Origin of the sequence: Rhizobium sp. NLR8a, assembly GCF_019685235.1 — a bacterium.
GTDB lineage: Bacteria > Pseudomonadota > Alphaproteobacteria > Rhizobiales > Rhizobiaceae > Rhizobium.
Genome location: NZ_JABDWI010000007.1, coordinates 260182 through 279976, shown reverse-complemented (window position 1 = coordinate 279976; position 19795 = coordinate 260182). Strand labels below are relative to the sequence as shown.

At 60.7% G+C, this 19795-nt stretch carries 22 protein-coding genes; 13 read left to right on the top strand and 9 right to left on the bottom strand.

Going from position 1 to position 19795, the window contains the following annotated elements; genetic code table 11:
• Positions 1–21: 21 nt before the first annotated feature.
• The 3 genes from HJC04_RS15695 to HJC04_RS15685 form a co-directional block, all read right to left on the bottom strand.
• A complete protein-coding gene (locus HJC04_RS15695) occupies positions 22–870 on the bottom strand; it encodes a carbohydrate ABC transporter permease (RefSeq protein ID WP_210631417.1) in 849 nt (282 codons plus the stop codon).
• Entirely contained in the window at positions 863–1801 is a 939-nt protein-coding gene (locus tag HJC04_RS15690) for a carbohydrate ABC transporter permease (protein WP_221146582.1), read from the bottom strand. The genes HJC04_RS15695 and HJC04_RS15690 overlap by 8 nt, the downstream gene beginning before the upstream one ends.
• An 81-nt stretch (positions 1802–1882) precedes the next feature.
• The gene (locus HJC04_RS15685) at positions 1883–3187 is read right to left on the bottom strand and encodes an ABC transporter substrate-binding protein (RefSeq protein WP_221146581.1); all 1305 of its coding nucleotides are present in this window, start codon (positions 3185–3187) and stop codon (positions 1883–1885) included.
• A gap of 199 nt (positions 3188–3386) precedes the next feature.
• Between HJC04_RS15685 and HJC04_RS15680 the strand changes: the two genes are divergently transcribed.
• Genes HJC04_RS15680 through HJC04_RS15670 form a run of 3 tightly spaced genes read left to right on the top strand, consistent with a single transcriptional unit; the run spans position 3387 to position 6380 of the window.
• Positions 3387–4586 (top strand): ROK family transcriptional regulator, encoded by a 1200-nt coding sequence (locus HJC04_RS15680; RefSeq protein WP_210631420.1) that lies wholly within the window; start codon positions 3387–3389, stop codon positions 4584–4586.
• A gap of 34 nt (positions 4587–4620) precedes the next feature.
• Positions 4621–5721, top strand: a complete 1101-nt coding sequence (locus HJC04_RS15675) for a Gfo/Idh/MocA family protein (protein ID WP_221146580.1) — start codon at positions 4621–4623, stop codon at positions 5719–5721.
• Positions 5722–5738: 17 nt separating this feature from the next.
• Positions 5739–6380 carry a ThuA domain-containing protein gene (locus HJC04_RS15670; RefSeq protein WP_221122870.1) on the top strand — a complete coding sequence of 214 codons (642 nt, stop codon included), beginning with the start codon at positions 5739–5741 and terminating at the stop codon, positions 6378–6380.
• 105 nt (positions 6381–6485) lie between these two features.
• On the opposite strand, the gene HJC04_RS15665 is transcribed toward HJC04_RS15670, so the two are convergent.
• Entirely contained in the window at positions 6486–6965 is a 480-nt protein-coding gene (locus HJC04_RS15665; RefSeq protein ID WP_221122869.1) for a DUF2938 domain-containing protein, read from the bottom strand.
• Between the two features lie 234 nt (positions 6966–7199).
• Between HJC04_RS15665 and HJC04_RS15660 the strand changes: the two genes are divergently transcribed.
• Entirely contained in the window at positions 7200–7997 is a 798-nt protein-coding gene (locus HJC04_RS15660; RefSeq protein ID WP_221146579.1) for a creatininase family protein, read from the top strand.
• A 9-nt stretch (positions 7998–8006) separates the two neighbouring features.
• On the opposite strand, the gene HJC04_RS15655 is transcribed toward HJC04_RS15660, so the two are convergent.
• On the bottom strand, positions 8007–8957 hold the full coding sequence (locus HJC04_RS15655) for a LysR family transcriptional regulator (protein WP_210631424.1): 951 nt from the start codon (positions 8955–8957) through the stop codon (positions 8007–8009).
• Positions 8958–9139: 182 nt separating this feature from the next.
• Between HJC04_RS15655 and HJC04_RS15650 the strand changes: the two genes are divergently transcribed.
• The 7 genes from HJC04_RS15650 to HJC04_RS15620 all read left to right on the top strand — a co-directional run bounded on the left by HJC04_RS15650 (position 9140) and on the right by HJC04_RS15620 (position 15635).
• A complete protein-coding gene (locus HJC04_RS15650; RefSeq protein WP_221146578.1) occupies positions 9140–10156 on the top strand; it encodes an ABC transporter substrate-binding protein in 1017 nt (338 codons plus the stop codon).
• Between the two features lie 66 nt (positions 10157–10222).
• Positions 10223–11050, top strand: a complete 828-nt coding sequence (locus tag HJC04_RS15645; RefSeq protein WP_221122866.1) for an ABC transporter ATP-binding protein — start codon at positions 10223–10225, stop codon at positions 11048–11050.
• Positions 11047–11889 carry an ABC transporter permease gene (locus HJC04_RS15640; protein WP_221122865.1) on the top strand — a complete coding sequence of 281 codons (843 nt, stop codon included), beginning with the start codon at positions 11047–11049 and terminating at the stop codon, positions 11887–11889. The genes HJC04_RS15645 and HJC04_RS15640 overlap by 4 nt, the downstream gene beginning before the upstream one ends.
• Positions 11889–13202: a cytosine deaminase gene (locus HJC04_RS15635; RefSeq protein ID WP_210631428.1), complete on the top strand. Its 1314-nt coding sequence runs from the start codon at positions 11889–11891 to the stop codon at positions 13200–13202. The genes HJC04_RS15640 and HJC04_RS15635 overlap by 1 nt, the downstream gene beginning before the upstream one ends.
• A 1-nt stretch (position 13203) precedes the next feature.
• On the top strand, positions 13204–14613 hold the full coding sequence (locus HJC04_RS15630) for an FAD-binding oxidoreductase (RefSeq protein WP_221146577.1): 1410 nt from the start codon (positions 13204–13206) through the stop codon (positions 14611–14613).
• Positions 14610–15191 (top strand): NAD(P)H-dependent oxidoreductase, encoded by a 582-nt coding sequence (locus HJC04_RS15625; RefSeq protein ID WP_221146576.1) that lies wholly within the window; start codon positions 14610–14612, stop codon positions 15189–15191. The genes HJC04_RS15630 and HJC04_RS15625 overlap by 4 nt, the downstream gene beginning before the upstream one ends.
• Positions 15192–15242: 51 nt before the next feature.
• Positions 15243–15635, top strand: coding sequence for a RidA family protein (locus HJC04_RS15620; protein ID WP_210631431.1), 393 nt, complete (start codon positions 15243–15245; stop codon positions 15633–15635).
• A 58-nt stretch (positions 15636–15693) separates the two neighbouring features.
• On the opposite strand, the gene HJC04_RS15615 is transcribed toward HJC04_RS15620, so the two are convergent.
• From HJC04_RS15615 to HJC04_RS15605, 3 genes are all read right to left on the bottom strand, one after another.
• Positions 15694–15924 (bottom strand): hypothetical protein, encoded by a 231-nt coding sequence (locus HJC04_RS15615; protein WP_221146575.1) that lies wholly within the window; start codon positions 15922–15924, stop codon positions 15694–15696.
• On the bottom strand, positions 15924–16094 hold the full coding sequence (locus tag HJC04_RS15610) for a hypothetical protein (RefSeq protein WP_164517744.1): 171 nt from the start codon (positions 16092–16094) through the stop codon (positions 15924–15926). The genes HJC04_RS15615 and HJC04_RS15610 overlap by 1 nt, the downstream gene beginning before the upstream one ends.
• 119 nt (positions 16095–16213) lie before the next feature.
• A complete protein-coding gene (locus tag HJC04_RS15605; RefSeq protein ID WP_011425300.1) occupies positions 16214–16471 on the bottom strand; it encodes a DUF982 domain-containing protein in 258 nt (85 codons plus the stop codon).
• Positions 16472–16886: 415 nt separating this feature from the next.
• On the opposite strand from HJC04_RS15605, the gene HJC04_RS15600 reads away from it, so the two are divergent.
• Positions 16887–17714, top strand: a complete 828-nt coding sequence (locus tag HJC04_RS15600; protein ID WP_210631433.1) for a nickel-binding protein — start codon at positions 16887–16889, stop codon at positions 17712–17714.
• A 78-nt stretch (positions 17715–17792) separates the two neighbouring features.
• Here HJC04_RS15600 and HJC04_RS15595 read toward each other — a convergent pair whose 3' ends face one another.
• Complete coding sequence (locus HJC04_RS15595) at positions 17793–18074, bottom strand: DUF982 domain-containing protein (RefSeq protein ID WP_210631434.1); 282 nt, start codon at positions 18072–18074, stop codon at positions 17793–17795.
• Positions 18075–18495: 421 nt separating this feature from the next.
• On the opposite strand from HJC04_RS15595, the gene HJC04_RS15590 reads away from it, so the two are divergent.
• Positions 18496–19518 carry an ornithine carbamoyltransferase gene (locus HJC04_RS15590; protein ID WP_247241739.1) on the top strand — a complete coding sequence of 341 codons (1023 nt, stop codon included), beginning with the start codon at positions 18496–18498 and terminating at the stop codon, positions 19516–19518.
• Positions 19519–19795 lie beyond the last annotated feature (277 nt).

Below are 19795 nucleotides of genomic sequence, written 5' to 3'. Positions count from 1 at the left end.
ATGCAGCTCCAATGGTTCGGCTCAGGACTTCACGGCACCGGCGGTCAATCCGGCGATGATGTGTCTCTGGGCGACGAAGAAGACGATGATTGTGGGAAGGATGGTGAGGGTGATGAAGGCGAGCACCAGCTGCCATTCCGTCCCGAATTCGCCGCGATAGACCATGATGCCGAGCGGCCAGGGATATTTGGATTCCGAGTTCAGCATGATCAGCGGCAGGATGTAGCTGTTCCAGCTGCCGACGAAGGAGATGATGCTGACGGTGGCGACGATCGGGCGGGAGAGCGGCAGCGAGATATGCCAGAAGAATCTCATATAACCGCAGCCGTCGACGAAAGCCGCCTGGAACAACTCTTCCGGAAGATTGCGGAAATAGTTTCTGAACAGAAGGATGCTCATGCCGAGGCCGAAGGCGACCTGCGGCAGAACCACGCCCCAATAGGTGTTCAACAGGCCGAGATCGCGGATGCGGATGAACAGCGGCAGGATCGCGGTGGCGGCCGGAAACATCAGCCCGAGCAGGAAATAATTGAGCAGGAAGGACGAGCCGAAGAAGCGGACATGGGCAAAGGCGAAGGCCGCCATCGACGAGACGATCAGCGTCAAGAGCACGGTCAGCGCCGCGATGACAAGCGAATTGCCGATCTGCAGCCAATAGCGCTCGCCGAAGAGGATGTCGGTATAGTTCGCCCATTGCCACTCCGTCGGCAGGCCGAAGGGATTGGTGCGGAGATCCCCCAGCGTCTTGAAGCCGCCGAGCGCCGTCGTCAGCAGCGGCACCAGCACGATCGCCGCGATCAGGCTCAGCGACACATAGAGATAGATGCGGGTGGATGTCCTCATGCGGATGGAAGAACTCGTATCAGTCATGGCGCATGAAGATCCTTTTGTAACCGAAGGCGAGTGTCACGCAGATGATGAAGAGCACCACGCCGACGGCGCTTCCCAAGCCGACCTGCATGCGCATGACGCCGTAGGTATAGAGGAAGGTGACCATCGTCTGCGTCGAGTTCGACGGGCCGCCGCCGGTCAGCGGCATGATCATGTCGAAGAGCTGCAGGGAGCCGACGACCGCGAAGAAGATGGACAGGCGCAGGGTCGATCCGAGCAGCGGCAGCGTGACGTAACGGAATTTCTGCCAGCCGGTGGCGCCGTCGATCTCGGCCGCCTCCAGCACGCTCTTGTCGACCGATTGCAGGCCGGCGATGAACAGCATCATGTGGAAGCCGAAATACTTCCAGACGATAACGCCGAGGATGGCATAGATCGCCACGTCCTTGTCGGCGAGCACGTAAGGATTGGCGAAACCGAAGAAGTTGGAAACGGCGGCAAACAGACCGTAGTCGCCATCATAGACGAAGCGCCAGATGAGGCCTGCGGCAACATCCGCCAGCACATAGGGCAGGAAGAAGATCAGGCGGTAAGCGACGACACCGGGAATGCGGTGCGCCAGCATGGTGGCCAGCCAGATGGCGAGCGGCACCTGGATGCAGATCGAAATGACGATGATCAGGCCGTTATTGACCAGCGCCTGGGTAAACGCCGCGTTGCGGAACAGGACCTGGAAATTGCGGAGCGCGATGAACTCCGTCGGCGCGCCGTAACCGTTCCACTTATAGAGGCTGTACCAGGCCGCCTCGCCCATCGGCATGATGACGAAGAGCGTGAAGAGCAGCAACGCCGGTGGCAGAAAGAGCAGCAGCACGGTCAGGCGGTCATGGGCGACCGAGCTCTTCCGGTTTGCGGCTCGTCTTGCCGGCCTTGCGGCGCTCGGTGTCGATAGGACTGAGATATTGGCCATGGTTCCTGCTTTCGCATCTCGTCGGCAGCGATGCCGGCGCTCCCGATTGGCAGGAGCGCCGGAAGGTTCTGCGGGCGCTGGCTATTGTTCCAGTTCGAAAGCGTCCTGGATCATCTGGGCGCCGTCCTTCGAATTCATCTGTCCGGAGACGATTTCCACCGAGACGTCGTTGACGACACGGCCGACGGCCGCACCGAGATCCTGATCGAAGAAGTTCTGATGCCAGGTCGAACCGGCAAGCTGTCTGGCCGATTCGGCCAGCAGCGGATTGACGACCCCGTCATCGGCGCCGACGGCGACGGGCAGCAGCATGCCTGATTTGGCCATGGCGCGCTCGTTGTCGGCGTTCGTCAGGAAAGCAAGGAAATCGATCGCTTCCTTCGAGGCCTTCTTGGTAAGCGCCCAGCCGTTCAGGCCGCCGAGCGTATCCGTCGGCTTGCCGGCGCCGCCTTCAACCGTCGGGAAGACGAAACGGCCGATATTGTCGGATGAAAGCCCCTTGCCGTCGCCGGCATTCTTGCGCTGGTTGGCCTCGGTCGCTTCAAAGCCGAGAATCATTGCCGCCTTGCCGTCGCCGAAAACGCCGAGCGTCTGCGGCCAGGTCGCGCCGAGATAGCCGGGCTGGAACGGTTCGAGCTTGCCGAGCTCGGCGAGATCTTCGCCGGCCTTGATGACGGCCGGATCGAGGAAGCCTTCGCCCTCGCCCTTCTTGGCCGCTTCAAAGACCTTCTGGCCGCCCTCGCGCATGACAAGATAGCTCCAGTAGAAGTGGATCGGCCATTTCTCGCCGCCGCCGCCGGCGATCGGCACGATACCGGCCGCCTTGATCTTCTTCACCGCCTCAAGAAAATCGGTCCAGGTCTTGATGTCTTCAGCCTTGACGCCTGCCTTGGCAAACAGCGCCTTGTTATAGAAGAAGCTCACCAGGCCGACTTTGTACGGGATTGCCCAGGTCTTGCCGTCGAAGGTCAGGCCGTCGACCGAGGCCGGCGTATAGGCCTTGCGCAGCTTGCCGCCATCGGCGTCGAGGGCTGTCGTCACATCCTGGAGCGCGCCGGTCTCGGACTGCTGCTTCAGGACGCCACCGCCCCAGCTGAAAAAGAAATCCGGCACATCGTCGGACTGCAGCAGCGTGGGAAGCTTGGCCTTGAAGGCCTCGTTTTCGAGAAACTGCATCTGGATGTCGACGTCGGGATGCTGGGCCTCGTATTTCTTGACGATGTCTTCCCAGGCCGCGACGTTCTTCGGATCTGTTTCGAGATGCAGCCACTTGACCACCGTCGTCGCCGAGGCGGCCCCGGGTCCGGCCAGCAACATGCCGGCTGCCACGGCCATGGATACGATGCGCCTGCCGCCGAAAGCGGCGTTCTTCAGCATGAAATTCATGATTTTCCTCCCAGGGGACCTATCCTCACAATTTTTCCCCTATGCGGATTAATTCAGCGGACCTTGCGCCGGATGTCAACCCGATGCGTTAATTTTTGCCGAAATCGCTTGACAGCTCCTCGTAATTGCCTGCTATTTATTTCGTAACCCGTTATAAATATTGGCTTCCGCCCAACCAAACGACTGCCGGCACGTTTTCATGAAGACTGCAGATCCAGAATTGATGCGCGCGATCAATCGCTTGAACGTGCTCGACACCATCAGGCGCCATGGTCCGATCTCGCGCATCGAAATCAGCGAGCGGACGGAGCTGTCGACGACAACCGTCTCGGCCATCACCGCCTCGCTGCTCGATGACGGGCTGATCCTGCCGCGGCATGAAGGCGATATCCGCAACGAGGCGGTGCGTGGCAGACCGCGCGTGGCGCTGGAGCTCAATCCCGATGCCGCCCGCGTCGTCGGCGGCAAGATCGCCGCCAGCCGCATGGTCTTCGTCGTCACCAATTTTCGCGGCGACGTGCTGTCGAAGCTGGCTTTGCCGATCCGCATCGACCGGCAGCCGATCGGCGTCATCGCCGATCTCGTCGAGGACGGCGTCCGGCGTTGCGTCGTCGATGCCGGCCTGTCGCTCGAAGATGTCGACAGCATCTGCCTCGGCTTTCCGGGCGTTATCGAGCACCGCACCGGCTACATCAGAAGCAGCCCGATCTTTCGCGACACCAATGTCGATTTCGCCGCCGAGATGTCGACGCGGCTATCGACGCCGACCATCGTCGAAAGCGACGCCCACGCCATCACGCTCGGCCATCACTGGTTCGGGAAAGCCCGCGATCTCGAGGACATGGTGCTGATTTCGCTGGAACAGACGCTCGGTCTCGGCGTCTTGCACGGTAACCGCCTGTTTCGCGGCGCCGGCGGCCTCAGCCACAATCTTGGCGACCTTGTGCTCGGCATGGGACCGAACGGCGTGGTGCGGCTCTTCAGCCAGGCCGGCGAAAGCGCCATCCTCGGTGAACATCAGACCGACGGCCGTTTTGCCGAAGCCATCCGCCTCGGGCGCGGCATGACCCACGCCCAGGCGCTGATCAAGGCCGACGACGACCGGCTGATCGCCTCTGCCATCCGCGCAGGCGAAGCTGTCGGATTGACCATCGCCAACATCGTTACGCTGTTTGCGCCGCCGCGCGTCATCCTCGTCGGCTCGAGCCTAGCGCTCGGCGAACCCTTCTTGAACAGCCTGCGCGACGCCTATGCGCTCGCCATTCCGCCGTCGCTGAAGGGGGTAAGCGAACTCGTCTTCGATGATTCGAGCGATGATTTCTGGGCTCAGGGCGCTGCCGCAGTAGCGCTCTACGAGCTCTACGAATCGCCCTGGAGCACGACCGGGCCGGCCCTTTGACGGCCGAGACAAGCAAGATCAAATGGAGGAATTCATGGACAAAGTCGGTATCGGCATCATTGGATGCGGCAATATTTCGGGCGCCTATCTTACAGCGATGGCCTCCTTTCCCATCCTCGATATCCGCGGCGTCGCTGATCTCAACCGGGAGCTCGCAGAGGCCAAGGCGCGCGAATTCAACGTTCCCGTCAAATCAGTCGAAGAGCTCTTCGCCGATCCCAAGATCGAAATCATCGTCAATCTGACGATCCCGAAAGCCCATGTCGCCGTCGCGCTCCAGGCGCTCGATGCGGGCAAACACACGTACTCCGAAAAACCGCTCGGGATTAATTTCGCGGAAGGGAAAAAACTGGCCGAGGCGGCGCGCGGGCGAAATCTGCGCATCGGCGCGGCGCCCGACACCTTCCTCGGCGGAGGCCACCAGACGGCCCGCGCCCTGATCGACCAAGGCGTCATCGGCCAGCCGGTCGGCGGCTCGGCCACCTTCATGTGCCCGGGCCATGAGCGCTGGCATCCGAATCCGGCCTTCTATTACGAAGTCGGCGGCGGGCCGATGCTCGATATGGGCCCCTATTACATCACCGATCTCGTCAATCTGCTCGGGCCGGTTTCCCAGGTCGCCGGCTTTGCGACGACGCCGCGGGCCGAACGGCTCATCACCAGCGAGCCGCGCAATGGCGAGCGCATTCCCGTGCATGTGCCGACCCATGTCGCCGGCATGATGGCTTTTGCCAACGGCGCGGTCGTGCAGATCGCCATGAGCTTCGACGTCGCCGGCCACAAGCATGTGCCGCTCGAAGTCTACGGAACCGAGGGCACGCTTATCGTCCCCGACCCCAATAAGTTTGCGGGCCCTGTCGAATATCTGAAGAAGGGCGGCGCCTTCGAGGACCAGCCGGTCACCGCCCCCTATGCCGAGGGCAATTTCCGCTCGCTCGGCGTCGCCGATATGGCGCATGCGATCCGCTCGAACCGGCCGCACCGTGCCAATGGTGATCTGGCACTGCATGTGCTCGAAGTCATGGAAGCCTTCCATACAGCGTCCGAGACCGGCCGGAGGGTGACGATTACCACGGCGGTGGAGCGCCCTGCCCCCCTGTCCGATTCCATCGTCGACGGACGGCTGGCAAAATAATTTCAGGAGGAAAGAGAATGCGTGAAGCACTGATCGTCTGGGGTGGCTGGAGCGGGCACGAGCCGCAGGAATGCGCCGAAATCATCAAGACCATGCTCGAGGAAGACGGTTTCAAGGTCTATCTCGAACACGGGACCGAGGCGCTTGCCGACCCTTCGGTCCACGATCTCAGCCTCGTCGTGCCGATCATGACGATGTCGAAGATCGAAAAGGAGGAGGTCAAGAACCTCGCCGCCGCGATCGAAAGCGGCGTCGGCATCGCCGGTTATCACGGCGGCGCGGGCGACGCCTTCCGCGACTCCGTCGACTACCAGTTCATCATCGGCGGCCAGTGGGTCGCCCATCCCGGCAACATCATCGACTATACCGTCAACATCACCCGGCCCGACGATCCGCTGATGGAGGGGATTGCCGACTTCCCCTATACGTCGGAGCAATATTACATGCATGTCGATCCCTCGAACGAGGTGCTGGCGACGACCAGGTTCACCGGCGAACACGCTTACTGGATCGACGGCGTCGTCATGCCCGTCGTCTGGAAGCGCAAATACGGCAAGGGCCGCGTCTTCTATTCCTCACTCGGGCACCAGGCCAAGGAGTTCGACGTGCCTCAGATGAAGACCATCTTCCGCCGCGGCGCCAATTGGGCGGCGCGGTAGCTTAGCGATTTTCGGTTCACGGGTTCGGCTTGCCCCTCATCCGGCTGCCGCCACCTTCTTCCCGTCAAAACGGGGGAGAGTTAGGGCAAGGGGCAAGCGTCAATCTCACCGCAAAATCAACGCCGTACCATAAAGTCCTAATGCAAACACCATATGCGCTAGCAGATTGAAACACCGGACTTTGTTCGGCTTCGGATGTTTCGAAGCAGCCCAGCCGAGGCCGAGGCCCGGCTGCAGCAGGAACCACCCTGCCCCGACGGTGACGATGCCGAAAATCCAGGCGGGAAGAAATGTCGGGGCTGCCAACCAGGCCGACCCCATGATGAACACGAAGATCAAACCATAGAGAATGCCGACAACGTAATGGCTGATCCAGCCGAGAGCGAGTTCATTTGCATACGGCTCGGCATCGGCGATGTTCTCGTGAAAGACCTTGCCGCGGCCGAGATGCCAGAACCAGCGGCCGACCGGCGCCCAGTTCGGCGGCGTCTGGCCGAAGACCTTCGTGAGCACAATTGCCCAGAGGTCCATGAGGATGGTTGCGCCGGCGCCGATCGCCAGGCCGCGCCACAGAATATCGAACATTGGGAATCACCGGAGAGCGTTTTCATAGAAGAAGCGCCAGAAAACCATTGCAGACGCGCTAGCGCAATGGTTTCGGCGAGACATTCGCGGAAACATTGCGGCCAAGAGGCGCCCTCGACGGCGCCGTTGTTCCATCATCCGCAAAAAGGCATCGGTGCGGGCGCAAATTGATGCTTTTCGCAGGTAGCGTTATTCCCTACTCACTGTCTCGAACGGCAATGGGAGGCGAACGGTATGACGGTGCCATTTTACTGGAACGAATTGGTCAGCGACGACTTCGCCGGACTGTCTCCCGACACCACGATCGCTGTCCTGCCGATCGCCTCGACCGAGCAGCACGGGCCGCATCTACCCGTTGCTACCGACGTCGCTATCGCCAACGGCATGCTCGCCGAATTACGCAAGCAGAAACCGGTCGATCTCAATTGTCTGGTGCTGCCGACGCAAGAAATCGGCAAGGCCAATGAACACGTTTACGGCCCGGGAACCTTGTCGCTCGGCGCCGAACTGCTCATTCCAGTCTGGACCGCAATCGGCGGAAAGGTTGCCGAAGCCGGCATCCGCAAGATGGTGATCGTCAATTCGCATGGCGGCAATGTCGATATCATGAGCATCGTGGCTCGCGAGCTGCGCGTGCGCTATGCGATGGCCGTCGTCGCCACCCAATGGAGCCGCTTCGGCCATCCCGAGGGCATGATCGGCGATAATGAGCTGAAATACGGCATCCATGGCGGCGAGGTGGAAACGTCGCTGATGCTGTATTTCCGACCTGATCTGGTGCGGATGGAGAAGGCGCAGAATTTCGCCTCGAAGGCGGAATGGATGCGCGGGCAATCGAAATACATTCAGCCGCTGCCGCCGCATTCGCTCGCCTGGATCGCCCACGACCTCAATCCCCACGGCGTCGTCGGCAACGCCTCACTCGGGACAGCCGAAAAGGGCGAAGCAATCTGCCGCCATCAGGTCAGGGGCTTCATAGAGCTGCTCTATGACCTGAAGCGCTACCCGCTATCCAATCTCTACTCGAAGTAAGGCGGTGGCTCACATCGCGGCGGAAGCATAGGCCGCAATGTGGCCCTTCGCCTGCAGCTCCTGCACCAGGCCGGCCAGTTCAGCCAGGAGGTACTCGACGAACAGGCTGGTGGCGGAATCAAGCGGCGCGCGGGCGCGGGCAAAAAGCTTCATCGGCTGATGGCGCGCATGCGGCTCCGCGATCGGGCGGAAAACCAGTTCGCCCTGCCTGCATTCGGTGATGACATCGAGCGGGTTCAGGATCGTCAGCCCCGCCCCCGATTTGACCAGCTTCTTCAGCATCTCCGAGGCATTGGTTTCGAGCACCGGTTCGACATGGACGTCGAGGCGCGCCAGGGCCAGATTGATCACGTCGCGCAGGCTGGTCCCCTGCTGCGCCAGCACCAGGCGCTCCTGGACGATATCCGCGAGATTGATTGGGCCGGGGCCGATCAGATGATGGCCGGGCGGCAGAACCACGCCGATCGGTATGTCGAAATTGCCGAGGGTGCGGATGCCGGGCGTTGCCGGAATATTGAATCCGAGGCCGATATCCACCTCACCTGAAAGCACCGGGTTGACCGTCATCGTGCCGGCGTCGTTGCGTAATTGCATGAAGACGCGCGGATGTTCCGATTGGAACCGGGCGATAATTTCCGGCAGCGGCCCTGCCGCAAGGCCGACCGTCGTCACCAGCCGAACCTTGCCCGCCTGCTGCATCTTCAGGCTGCGGATACGCCCCTCCAGCCGCTCGTAATTCTTCAGCACATCGCGAATATGTTCGATACAGAGCTCGCCGGCGGCGGTGAGCCGCAATCCGCGCGGCAGGCGTTCGAAGAGCGGCGCACCCATTTCCTCCTCCAGCGCAAGGATCTGCCGGTTAATCGCAGAAGAGGCCACGTTCAGCCGTGCCGCCGCCTTGCGGATCGAGCCCGAACGCGCGATCTCGTTGATATAGAGAAGCTTTCTGGAATGCAGCATCAGAACCTCGTTGTACAAATATCAGGCACGCAGCGTAAAATGGGCACAGGCTTTCGGTGAGATGCCGAAAAGGCATCATTGCGCACGAAATTTGATGCTTTTCAAAGAGCAAAGCAACGGCTCCTATGAAGAAAATCGGACGTCGCCGCGACGGCTGCGAACTCAGAAGGGGAACGTCGATCATGCCCATGACAAAGAAGAACAGGGTCTTTTCCGCATTGGCCGGGCTTGGCGGCATGATTGCCTCCATCGCGTCCGCTCAGGCGGCCGACAAGGTCACCTATGGCACCAACTGGCTTGCGCAGGCCGAGCATGGCGGCTTCTACCAGGCGGTCGCCGACGGCACCTATGCCAAACACGGCCTCGACGTCACCATCGTACAGGGCGGCCCGAACGCCGCCAACAGCGCGCTGCTGATCTCCGGCAAGATCGATTTCTACATGGGCGGGCCGCAGGGCGAGATTTCGGCGGTCGAGCAGGGCATTCCGCTCGTCGATGTCGCTGCGATCTTCCAGAAGGATCCGCAGGTGCTGATCGCGCACCCCGATGCCGGCATCGAAAAATTCGAAGATCTCGCCAAGCTGAAGACGCTGTTCCTCGGCAAGGACGGTTATCTCACCTATTTCGAATGGATGAAGGCCAACTTCAAAGGCTTCCGGGACGAACAGTACAAGCCCTACAATTTCAGCCCGGCGCCCTTCCTTGCCGACAAGGATTCAGCGCAGCAAGGTTATCTCACCTCGGAACCCTACGAGATTCAGAAGCAGGCCGGCTTCGAGCCGAAAGTCTTCCTGCTCGCCGACAACGGCTACTCTCCCTACTCGACGATGATCACCACCACGCAGGCGATGATCGACAGCAAGCCCGATCTCGTCCAGCGCTTCGTCGATGCCTCGATCGAAGGGTGGTACCACTATCTCTACGGCGACAACACCAAGGCCAACGAACTGATCAAAAAGGACAATCCCGAAATGACGGATGGTCAGATCGCTTATTCCATCGCCAAGATGAAGGAGTACGGCATCATCGAGTCCGGCGACAGCCTCGACAAGGGCATCGGCTGCCTGACCGAGGCGCATTACAAGGGCTTCTTCGACGAAATGGTAGCGATCAAGGTGTTCAAGGCGGAGACGGATTACACCAAGGCCTTCACGACGAAATTCGTCTGCAAGGGCACGGGAATGGCGATGAAGAAGTAAGCCGAAGATTCCGTCGGCGATCCGCCGCATACGGCGGATTCCATTCCCTGATGAACGAGACAGCCAATGCCCCCAGCAGAAGCTCAGGCCCTATCCCCGAAAGAGATGCGCAAGCGGCCGTTGGTCGTCATGCAATCGGTCTCGAAAGCCTTCTCCACCGGAACCGTCGCCCTTTCGGAGATGTCGCTCACAGTGGAGAGCGGCGAGTTCATCAGCCTGCTCGGTCCTTCCGGCTGCGGCAAGTCGACGGCGCTGCGCATCATCGCCGGCCTCGGCGATGTCACGTCAGGCGCGATCGACTGGCCGAGTTCTCGGATCAATTCCAAGGGCCTTCCGGAGGGGGATATCGGTTTCGTCTTTCAGGAGCCGACGTTGATGCCCTGGAAGACCGTGTTCGACAATGTGCATCTGCCGCTGAAGCTGAGGCATATTTCGAAGATGGCGGCGCACGACCAGATCTTGGACGTGCTGACAACCGTCGGCCTGCAGGATTTCGCCAAGGCCTATCCGCGCGAACTATCAGGCGGCATGAAGATGCGCGTTTCGATCGCCCGGGCGCTGGTGACCAAGCCGAAGCTGCTGCTGATGGACGAGCCCTTTGCGGCTCTCGACGAGATCACCCGCCAGAAGCTGAACGACGACGTGCTCCGGCTCTGGAAGATGACCGGCATCACAGTCATCTTCGTCACTCATTCGGTCTTCGAATCCGCCTATCTCTCGAACCGCATCGTCGTGATGAAGGCAAGGCCTGGGCGCGTTCATGCCGACCTACCGCTCACGACCAGCCTTGAACGCGATGCCCATTACCGCACCTCGGAAGAATACCGCAGAGCTTGCGAGACGGTGTCGCATTCGCTGATCGGGGCGATCAACGCGGTGGAGGACCATCGATGAGTGATGAAACGGCCGCGGCGCCGCTGCTTGTCAAAACCACTGCAAGCGCCCGAGGCCGCGATCTGGCGCTGCGCATAATGATCCCGCTGCTGGTCATCGCGGCGCTGATCCTGATCTGGTATGCCTATGTCCGACTGTCCGGCGTGCCGCCCTATATTCTGCCGGGTCCGGCGGCGGTCGCCAACGCTTTCATCACGGATTGGGGCACGCTTGCCCCTGCCCTGTGGGTCACCACCAAAATCACGCTGATGTCGCTGATGCTGGCGCTCGTCGGCGGCGTCGGCTTCGCAGTCTTCCTCGTGCAGTCGCGCTGGATCGAACTCGCTTTCTATCCGCTCGCCGTCATACTTCAGGTCACGCCGATCGTGGCGATTTCGCCGCTGATCCTGATCTATGCGCCGTCAACGCAGGTGGCGCTTCTGATCTGCGCCTTCCTCGTCGCCTTTTTCCCGATCCTTTCGAATATGGTTCAGGGGCTTAAAAGCGTCGACCACAATCTCATCAACCTCTTCGAGCTCTACGGCGCCTCGCGCTGGCAGACGCTGCTCTTTCTCAAGCTGCCGGCCGCCCAGCCCTATTTCATGACCGGCCTCAGGATAGGCGGCGGCCTTGCGCTGATTGCCGCCGTCGTCGCGGAATTTGCCGCAGGTTCGGCGGGGGCAGGCTCAGGACTCGCCTTCCGGCTGCTCGAAGCGCAGTACCGGCTCAACATTCCACGGCTCTTCGCGGCGCTGCTGATGCTCTCGCTGCTTGGCGTGGCGATTTTCGCCGTCACCTCGTTCATTTCGTGGCTTGCCCTGCACCGCTGGCACGAAAGCAGCCTGAAACGGGAAAACTGATGACCTATTCCTTCATCTCCCCGCCCAATGCCGGTCGCTTCGTGCTGAGCAATGCGACCCTGCCCTCCGCCGCCGTCGCCGGTTACGAGGCGCCTGTTGTCGAGGGGCTCGTCCGAGCCGATATCGTCATCGCCGACGGCATCATTGCTGGTGTACTGCCGCCCGGGGAAGCGCCCGTGGAACTGGCGAAGTCCGACCTGAAGGAGGGCATGGTCTGGCCCTGCTTCGCAGACATGCACACCCATCTCGACAAGGGCCACATCTGGCCGCGCAACGCCAATCCGGACGGCACATTCCCGGGAGCGCTGGAGGCCGTGCGCGCAGACCGCGAGGCGCACTGGTCGGCTGCCGACGTCAGGAAGCGCATGGAGTTTTCCCTTCGATCCGCCTACGCACACGGCACCAGCCTCATTCGAACCCATCTCGATTCCCTTGCGCCGCAGCACCGCATTTCATTCGAAGTCTTTGCCGAAATGCGCGATGTCTGGAAGGACAGGATCGCCCTACAGGCGGTGGCGCTGTTTCCGATGGAAAACATGGCGGACGCGGCCTATTTCGCCGATCTCGTCACTGTGGTCCGCGAAAAGGGTGGGCTGATCGGCGGCGTCACCCGGATGAGCGGCGATCTCGACAGCCAGCTCGACACGCTGTTCAGCGCTGCGGCCGAGAATGGCCTCGATGTCGACCTTCATGTCGACGAGACCGACGATCCGGCTGCGGAAACCCTGAAGGCGATTGCGCAAGCGGTGCTGCGCAACCGATTCGGCGGCAAGGTAACGGCAGGCCATTGCTGCTCGCTCGCCCGCCAGGACGAGGAGACGGCAAAACGCACGGTCGATCTCGTCGCGGAGGCCGGTGTCGCCATCGTCTCGCTGCCGATGTGCAACACGTATCTGCAGGACCGCTATCCCGGCCGCACACCACGCTGGCGCGGCGTCACCCTGTTCAAGGAACTGGCCGCGGCCGGCGTTGCCACCGCAGTCGCCTCCGACAATACTCGCGATCCCTTCTATGCCTACGGCGATCTGGATCCGGTGGAGGTGTTCCGCGAGGCGGTCCGTATCCTGCACCTCGACCATCCGCTGGATACGGCGGCACGCGTCGTCACCACCTCGCCCGCCGATATTCTCGGCCGGCCGGATATGGGGCGTATCGCCGTCGGGGCCGCGGCCGATCTCGTACTCTTCAGCGCCAGGCGCTGGAGCGAATTTCTTTCCCGTCCGCAGTCCGACCGCGTCGTCCTTCGCCGCGGCAAGGTGATCGACCGCAGCCTGCCGGACTATCGTGAACTCGACAGCGTCGTTGGAGCCTGACATGCCGGATTATCAGACGATCAAAAAGGAACTCGAAGGCGTCGCCATCGAGGATAATCCGGCACTGGTGCGCCAGAAGAGTCGTGATTTCTACTGGTATTCGCCGATCCTGAAGGCGCAGCTCGACAATGTGACGGCCGATCTCGTCGTTACCCCGAAAAACGAAGAAGAGGTCATCCGGACGCTGAAGGTCGCCTTCGCGCATGGCGTGCCGGTCACGCCGCGCGGCGGCGGCACTGGCAATTACGGCCAGGCGATGCCGCTTTCCGGTGGGATCGTGCTGAACCTTGCCGCCATGGACAAGATCAAGGAAATTCATCCCGGCCGGGTGATCTGCGAGCCGGGCATCATCATTGCCCAGCTCGACAAGCAGACCAAGGCGCATTCCGGCCAGGAACTGCGGTTCCACCCCTCGACGGCGCAGATGGCGACCGTCGGCGGCTTCATTGCCGGCGGCTCCGGCGGCGTCGGCTCGATCACCTGGGGCGGCCTGCGCGATCTCGGCAATATTCTGCGCCTGCGCGTCGTCACCATGGAGGCTGAGCCGCGCGTGCTCGATCTCACCGGCTGGGACCTGCAGAAGGTCAGTCACGCTTACGGCACCAACGGCGTCATCACCGAGATCGAAATGCCGCTGGCGCCTGCCTATGATTGGGTGGACGTTCTCGTCGGCTATGACGACTTCATGGCTGCCGTGCGCTTCTCCGATGCGCTCGCCAAATGCAACGGCATTCTCGTCAAGGAAATCGCGCCGATCGCCGCTCCGATCCCGCACGACTATTTCACCCGCCACAAGCCCTACATCCGCAAGGGGCAGTCGGTGGTGGTGCTGATGATCGCGCCGCATGCGATGGACGCTTTCCTGGCCTTCACCTCGGCCCATAAGGGCGAAGTGATCTTCCGCTCAGACAAGGTCGAGTGCATGAAGGGCATCCCGCATGCCTATGAACTTGCCTGGAACCACACGACGCTGCGGGCGCTGAAGGTCGATCCGGGCTTCACCTATCTGCAGGTCCAGTATCCGGGGCCGGATCACGTGACCAAGGTCGCCAAGATGGTGGAAATCTTCGGCGACGAAGTTCCGGGGCATCTAGAGTTCATCAAATTCGACGGGCAGATCCAGTGCTCCGGCCTGCCGCTGGTGCGCTACACCACCGAAGAGCGCCTCGAAGAGATCATCCGGATCCATCAGGATCACGGCTGCCCGATCTTCAACCCGCACCGCTACACGCTCGAGGAAGGCGGCATGAAGCGCACCGACAAGGTGCAGCTTGCCTTCAAGCAGGAAACCGATCCGAAGGGGCTTCTGAACCCCGGCAAGATGATCGCCTGGGAGAACCCGGACTTCGATTTCAATGCCGGCAAGAACTATCTCTTCCCCGGCCTTGCGGGCCTCATGGAGGCCTCATGAGGGTTCTCGTGCTGCATTCGCATCCGGTGGAGGAAAGCTACGGCAAGGCGCTCTACAAGCAGACGCTGGAAAGCCTGCGCGAAGCCGGCCATGACGTGGACGGATGCGATCTCTATGCCGAGAATTTCGATCCCGTTCTTTCCCGGCATGACCGGCTCAGCTATCACGACTATCCCTCCAATACCGAGCTGGTGAAATCCTATGTCGAGCGGCTGAAGCGGGCCGAAGGGCTGGTGCTGGTCACGCCGGTCTGGAATTTCGGCTTCCCGGCGATATTGAAGGGATATTTCGATCGCGTCTGGCTTCCCGGTGTCTCCTTTGAACTGGTCGACGGCAAGGTGGAATCGCGGCTGCGCCATATCAGGAAGCTTGCCGCCGTGCTGACTTATGGCGCGACGCCGTTCCGCGCCTTCGTGGCTGGCAACCCGCCGAGGAAGATCGTCAAGCGCGTGCTGCGAGCGCAGATCAACCCGCTGCGGCCGGTCACCTTTCTTGCCCATTACGACATGAATAATTGTACCGAGGAAACGCGGACACGGTTTCTGCAGAAGGTGAAGAGCGCGATGGAGCGCTTCTGAGCATGCGGAAGGACTGTCCGCCGAAACACCTGGTTCAGGCAGGGATTTCCGATGAAGAAGGTTTTTAACCCGATCTCCGTCCGCCGCCCATTCGGGCATTACAATCACGGGCTGCTGGTGCCGCCGGGCGCCTCCCTGCTCGTGACCTCGGGCCAGCTCGGCATCGGCCCCGACGAGGCGGTACCGGAGGATATCGGCGCACAGGCGGAACTCTGCTTTGAAGCCATCAAGGCAATTCTCGCCGAGGCCGAGATGAGTTTTGCCGACGTTATCCGCATCTCCGCCTTCGTGACGAAGCGAGAGGATTTCCCAGCCTACATGGCCGTGCGGGATCGTTACACGCTCGATCCGAAGCCGGCCTCAACACTGATCATCGTCGGCGGCTTCACCCGCCCGGAATTCCTCGTGGAAGTCGAAGTCACGGCCGCCAAGGTGTTTTGCTGAAGCGAGCCGAACGCCTGCGTCCCCGTCAGTCGCTGCTTCAGTTGCCTGCGCCCGATTGCTAAAGCGCGTCGCGCTCGTAACGCGGCGTCCAGCCGCGCGCCATGCCGCGGCTCATCACCCGTTCGGCCAGCGCCAGTTGCCGGCGCAGATGCTTGCAGTCATCGAGCAGCGAGCGGATCGCCGCCTTGGCATCATCGTCATGCCAGGCGAGCACAGCTTCCACTTCCCAAGCATCATCGGATTCCAACTGATCAAGCCTGGCCTGACGGGATTTCAAGCTCGGCTGCATCAGTTTAGCGCCAGCGGCAATTGGACCGGACGCGGCAAGGGCGGCAGCGGTCGGCTGAGTTCCACCTTTTTCTGCCAAGCGGCGCGGCGCTGCTGGTCCCGCTCGCGGGCCGCCCGGGAGGCTTCGACGAGGGCAAGGGCGTTGGCGATCACCTGTTCGGTATGTGTCACGACCATCTCCAATGTTCATGTTCTGTTCTAGTTTAGACCTTCGCTCGAAGAAGTCAAGCGCGACGACGAGCTTGTCATGAAAACGGAAAGAGAAACGGGAGCTAGGATGCTGCCGCTGGTCAGTCGGCGGCTTCTATGACGGCGATGCCCGCCTCCTGCGCCGCCCTGATGAAGACGGCGCGCACATGATCCGGCGGGAGATCGCCGGTAATCGCATCCAGGCAGGCTTTGACCGCTTCGAAATATTCTTCGCCGTCATCCACCGGCCAGTCACGGAGCAGCGTGCGCGCGGCATCCCACACAGAGTTGATAACGGCATAATGCCCAAGCCCCATTGAGGCCAAGCCGACCGGTCGAAAATTTGCCGTCTGTCTCACTTTGCTACAGCTTTTCCTAATTTCGGCGAGCTAACCGATAATATGCAATTAGCATGCCGTTGGCAGCGGCCTTCGATCCTTGGCACCATGACCGTGACAGACATATCTCTCACGGCGGGGATCCGGCAGGCGACGCTTGAAACAGGAAATGTCTGAAGCTTCTCGAGGGGGTTCCGGAAATCTGGCTATCAGCATTAAACGACCGATTATGGTAAATATCAGACAGAACCCACCACGCCTACTCATTAAAACCGCCGACATCCATGCATATTCTACTGAATGTGCAGCAACACGTTGCCTTTCCGGAAGCAACGCCTTGCAACGATCTGCCATTGCTTGTCCCGAAGGTGGACGGGAATGCTTCCTGATCGTACAATGCCACTACCTGCACGCGGCGGATCTGGGAGAACACGCGATGCCTATCTTCATGGACCGGCACTACCTCAAAGGAACCTCGGCCGCCGAGGTTGCCCAGGCGCATCGCATGGATATCGACATTCAGGATCAATACGGCGTCAAGTTTCTGACGTATTGGTTCGACGAGCGGCGCGGGACGGCCTTCTGTCTGGTGGATGCGCCCGATGTCGAAACCGTCCACTGCGTACATCGCGAGGCGCACGGTTTCGTCGCCAATGAGGTCGTCGAGGTGGCTCTGTCGGCCGTCGAGGCCTTTCTCGGTCGCATTAATGACCCCGATCCGGCGCCCGGCCAATCCGCGCCGCAGATGGATCCTGGCCACCGGGCGATCCTCTTTACCGATATTGTCGGCTCGACCGAGATGACGGCGCGCCTCGGCGACCGCATGGGGACAGAGTTGGTCAGGGCTCATGACGCGATCGTGCGCCGGTGCCTCGGCAAAAATTCCGGCCGCGAGGTGAAGCACACCGGCGACGGCATCATGGCGGCCTTCGCGGCGACGACCGCGGCCGTCGACTGCGCCATGGCGATCCAGCAGGAATTCCAGCATTACAACGGCAGCAAGGCCGAGCCGATCCATGTTCGCATCGGGCTCGATTGCGGTGAGCCGGTCGAGGACAGCAACGATCTCTTCGGCTCCACGGTGCAGCTCGCAGCCCGCCTCTGCGCGGCCGCAGCCAGCGACCAGATCCTCGTGTCCGAGAATGTATTCCGGGAATATGGCGCTGGCGACCTCTTTGCCCACGCGACGCGCCGGCGCATCAAGGGATTTTCGAAGCCCATGCTGGTCTTCCGCTGCGATTGGGCGGCTGCCGGCCCTGGCTGACCGGAGATTCGCGACCGGACGCGCCGCTTATGACGTAGCGGCACGCCGGCTCAGATCGTTACGAACAGACTTGGCTCTTCAAGCATTGCCGACGTTTCGATCGCCCATCCCCTCGAATTTGGGACCGCTGTCGAGCATGCCCGACATCTTCAGAAAACGGCGAAAATTCTCGCGCGCAGCGCTGAGCGGAAAATGCCCCTTGGCGGTATCCCTGCACGCCTTCAGCAGCGTGTCATATGCCAGACCTCGCTTGTCCTGCGGCCACTCATCCAGAAGTTCGAAGATTTCGTCGAGACACGTGATCTCGGCGACGAAATGCTGACGATGAAGAAAAACCGGCTCGAACCGAGCTTCCGACATAGTAACCTCCCATTTATATTACTTTTTTATGCGATAATACTACTGAAAATCGTCGATTTGTTCAAGACAAAATCGGGAATCATTCGCTTGCCAACACTGCGGACTTACTTCCATAATCGCAGAATAGTCCGAGAAAATTACCCCTGAATTTCCCATGGAGCGAAGAGCGGTCCCTTCATCATCGAAGCCATTTCCTATCAGATGAGCGTGATTGCCCTCTCCGGTTCTCGCATCTGTTTGTGCCGGCATGATAGATTGCCGAGACCAACCTCAGGAGAAGCTCAGATGACCCGATTCCTCACCTTGTTCGCGACCAGCGCGATGATCGGCGCGTCCACGCTCGCGGCTTCCTGTACCTCGCCCGCGAGGCTGGATCGGGAGGATTATCAATATCAGCTGGATACTTCGAGGAATCCGGCCTGTGCGGGCGGTTTCAGACCCGGCAATGCTCGCTCGTGCAGCTACTGAAAAGTCCGCTTATGGCAATGGGAGGTTTGGCGCATCAGGAGCCGCGATAACCGTTGCAGAGCGGTCGATCGGCTGCATAGCCAAGAGAAACATTGGAAACACCGTGGATCCTACGCTGAACAGAGATTTCCTTGAACTCCACTCACTGCCGCTGGACACTGTCGCTGCGATTATCGACCGAGCCGGCCAGCTTGCGAAGCATTGGGCGGGCCGCACCATGCCGCAATCCCTGCATGGCAAACGGGTGAGCCTTATCGTCGATGACACGGGATGGCGCAATACGGCCGCCTTTGACCTCGGTGTGAAGGCCATGGGCGGCGTCTGCGTGCAACCGCAAATCAGCTTCAACGCCCGCGAGACCACCGCCGACCTTGCGGACTATCTCGACAATTGGTTTGACCTTCTCGTCGTCAGGACGAAGGAACTTGCTACCCTGCAAGAGCTCGCGGCGGTCATGGATGCGCCTGTCATCAATGCCCGGACAAGACTAAATCATCCGTGTGAGACGCTCGGCGATCTCGCCTACATCAAGAGCGTCAGGGGATCGCTGCAAGGCCTGAAGGTTGTCGGGATCGCGCCAGATGCCAACATTCTTCGTTCCTGGGTCGAGGCAGCGAAATCCATGCCCATCCGCGTCGTCCAAGTCTATCCGGAGCGCTGGCACGTAGCCGATCCCCATCTCCTGAATCCGAATTTCGAAATCAGCCGAGATATCAGTCATGCCCTCGATGCGGACGTCGTCATCACGGACTCGTGGCCGAAAGACGCGGCGGAAAGCGAGCTGACGGAATATCAGGTGACGGCAACGCTCCTCGACAAAGGACGGCGTGACACGATCTTCTTGCCCTGCCCGCCCGTCGCAAGGGGACAGGAAGTAACGGCCGACGCGATGTTGCACCCTGCCTGCCAAAGCCGTCCCGCAAAAGCATTCCTGCTTCACGCCCAGAATGCGCTGATGGAGTGGGTTTTGTCTTGACCGTTGGTCCCAGCCACTGGCAGGCCGTGGCTACGAAACAAAGACTAACAATCATCCGACAGCCCAAACAGACCTGCGCAAAGGCCTCGGCGGCGCCACGAGTTTTCGCAGCCCATAAATTGTGTCGTTTTCGCATCACTTTCCGTACGGTTGTAGATTCCCTCTTGGCAACGGCGAATTGCTTCGCTACAAAACGCTACCGCTTCAGATCGAACAAAAGGGAGGCGTTGAATGACATCAGCAATCATCGAAGCCTTCCCGTGTGGTATGTCCCGAC

Bases quoted from the DNA above. Each gene is read 5' to 3' on its own strand.
- HJC04_RS15695 (WP_210631417.1), bottom strand. From the start codon at position 870: ATGACTGATACGAGTTCTTCCATCCGCATGAGGACATCCACCCGCATC.
- HJC04_RS15690 (WP_221146582.1), bottom strand. From the start codon at position 1,801: ATGGCCAATATCTCAGTCCTATCGACACCGAGCGCCGCAAGGCCGGCA.
- HJC04_RS15685 (WP_221146581.1), bottom strand. From the start codon at position 3,187: ATGAATTTCATGCTGAAGAACGCCGCTTTCGGCGGCAGGCGCATCGTA.
- HJC04_RS15680 (WP_210631420.1), top strand. From the start codon at position 3,387: ATGAAGACTGCAGATCCAGAATTGATGCGCGCGATCAATCGCTTGAAC.
- HJC04_RS15675 (WP_221146580.1), top strand. From the start codon at position 4,621: ATGGACAAAGTCGGTATCGGCATCATTGGATGCGGCAATATTTCGGGC.
- HJC04_RS15670 (WP_221122870.1), top strand. From the start codon at position 5,739: ATGCGTGAAGCACTGATCGTCTGGGGTGGCTGGAGCGGGCACGAGCCG.
- HJC04_RS15665 (WP_221122869.1), bottom strand. From the start codon at position 6,965: ATGTTCGATATTCTGTGGCGCGGCCTGGCGATCGGCGCCGGCGCAACC.
- HJC04_RS15660 (WP_221146579.1), top strand. From the start codon at position 7,200: ATGACGGTGCCATTTTACTGGAACGAATTGGTCAGCGACGACTTCGCC.
- HJC04_RS15655 (WP_210631424.1), bottom strand. From the start codon at position 8,957: ATGCTGCATTCCAGAAAGCTTCTCTATATCAACGAGATCGCGCGTTCG.
- HJC04_RS15650 (WP_221146578.1), top strand. From the start codon at position 9,140: ATGCCCATGACAAAGAAGAACAGGGTCTTTTCCGCATTGGCCGGGCTT.
- HJC04_RS15645 (WP_221122866.1), top strand. From the start codon at position 10,223: ATGCCCCCAGCAGAAGCTCAGGCCCTATCCCCGAAAGAGATGCGCAAG.
- HJC04_RS15640 (WP_221122865.1), top strand. From the start codon at position 11,047: ATGAGTGATGAAACGGCCGCGGCGCCGCTGCTTGTCAAAACCACTGCA.
- HJC04_RS15635 (WP_210631428.1), top strand. From the start codon at position 11,889: ATGACCTATTCCTTCATCTCCCCGCCCAATGCCGGTCGCTTCGTGCTG.
- HJC04_RS15630 (WP_221146577.1), top strand. From the start codon at position 13,204: ATGCCGGATTATCAGACGATCAAAAAGGAACTCGAAGGCGTCGCCATC.
- HJC04_RS15625 (WP_221146576.1), top strand. From the start codon at position 14,610: ATGAGGGTTCTCGTGCTGCATTCGCATCCGGTGGAGGAAAGCTACGGC.
- HJC04_RS15620 (WP_210631431.1), top strand. From the start codon at position 15,243: ATGAAGAAGGTTTTTAACCCGATCTCCGTCCGCCGCCCATTCGGGCAT.
- HJC04_RS15615 (WP_221146575.1), bottom strand. From the start codon at position 15,924: ATGCAGCCGAGCTTGAAATCCCGTCAGGCCAGGCTTGATCAGTTGGAA.
- HJC04_RS15600 (WP_210631433.1), top strand. From the start codon at position 16,887: ATGCCTATCTTCATGGACCGGCACTACCTCAAAGGAACCTCGGCCGCC.
- HJC04_RS15595 (WP_210631434.1), bottom strand. From the start codon at position 18,074: ATGTCGGAAGCTCGGTTCGAGCCGGTTTTTCTTCATCGTCAGCATTTC.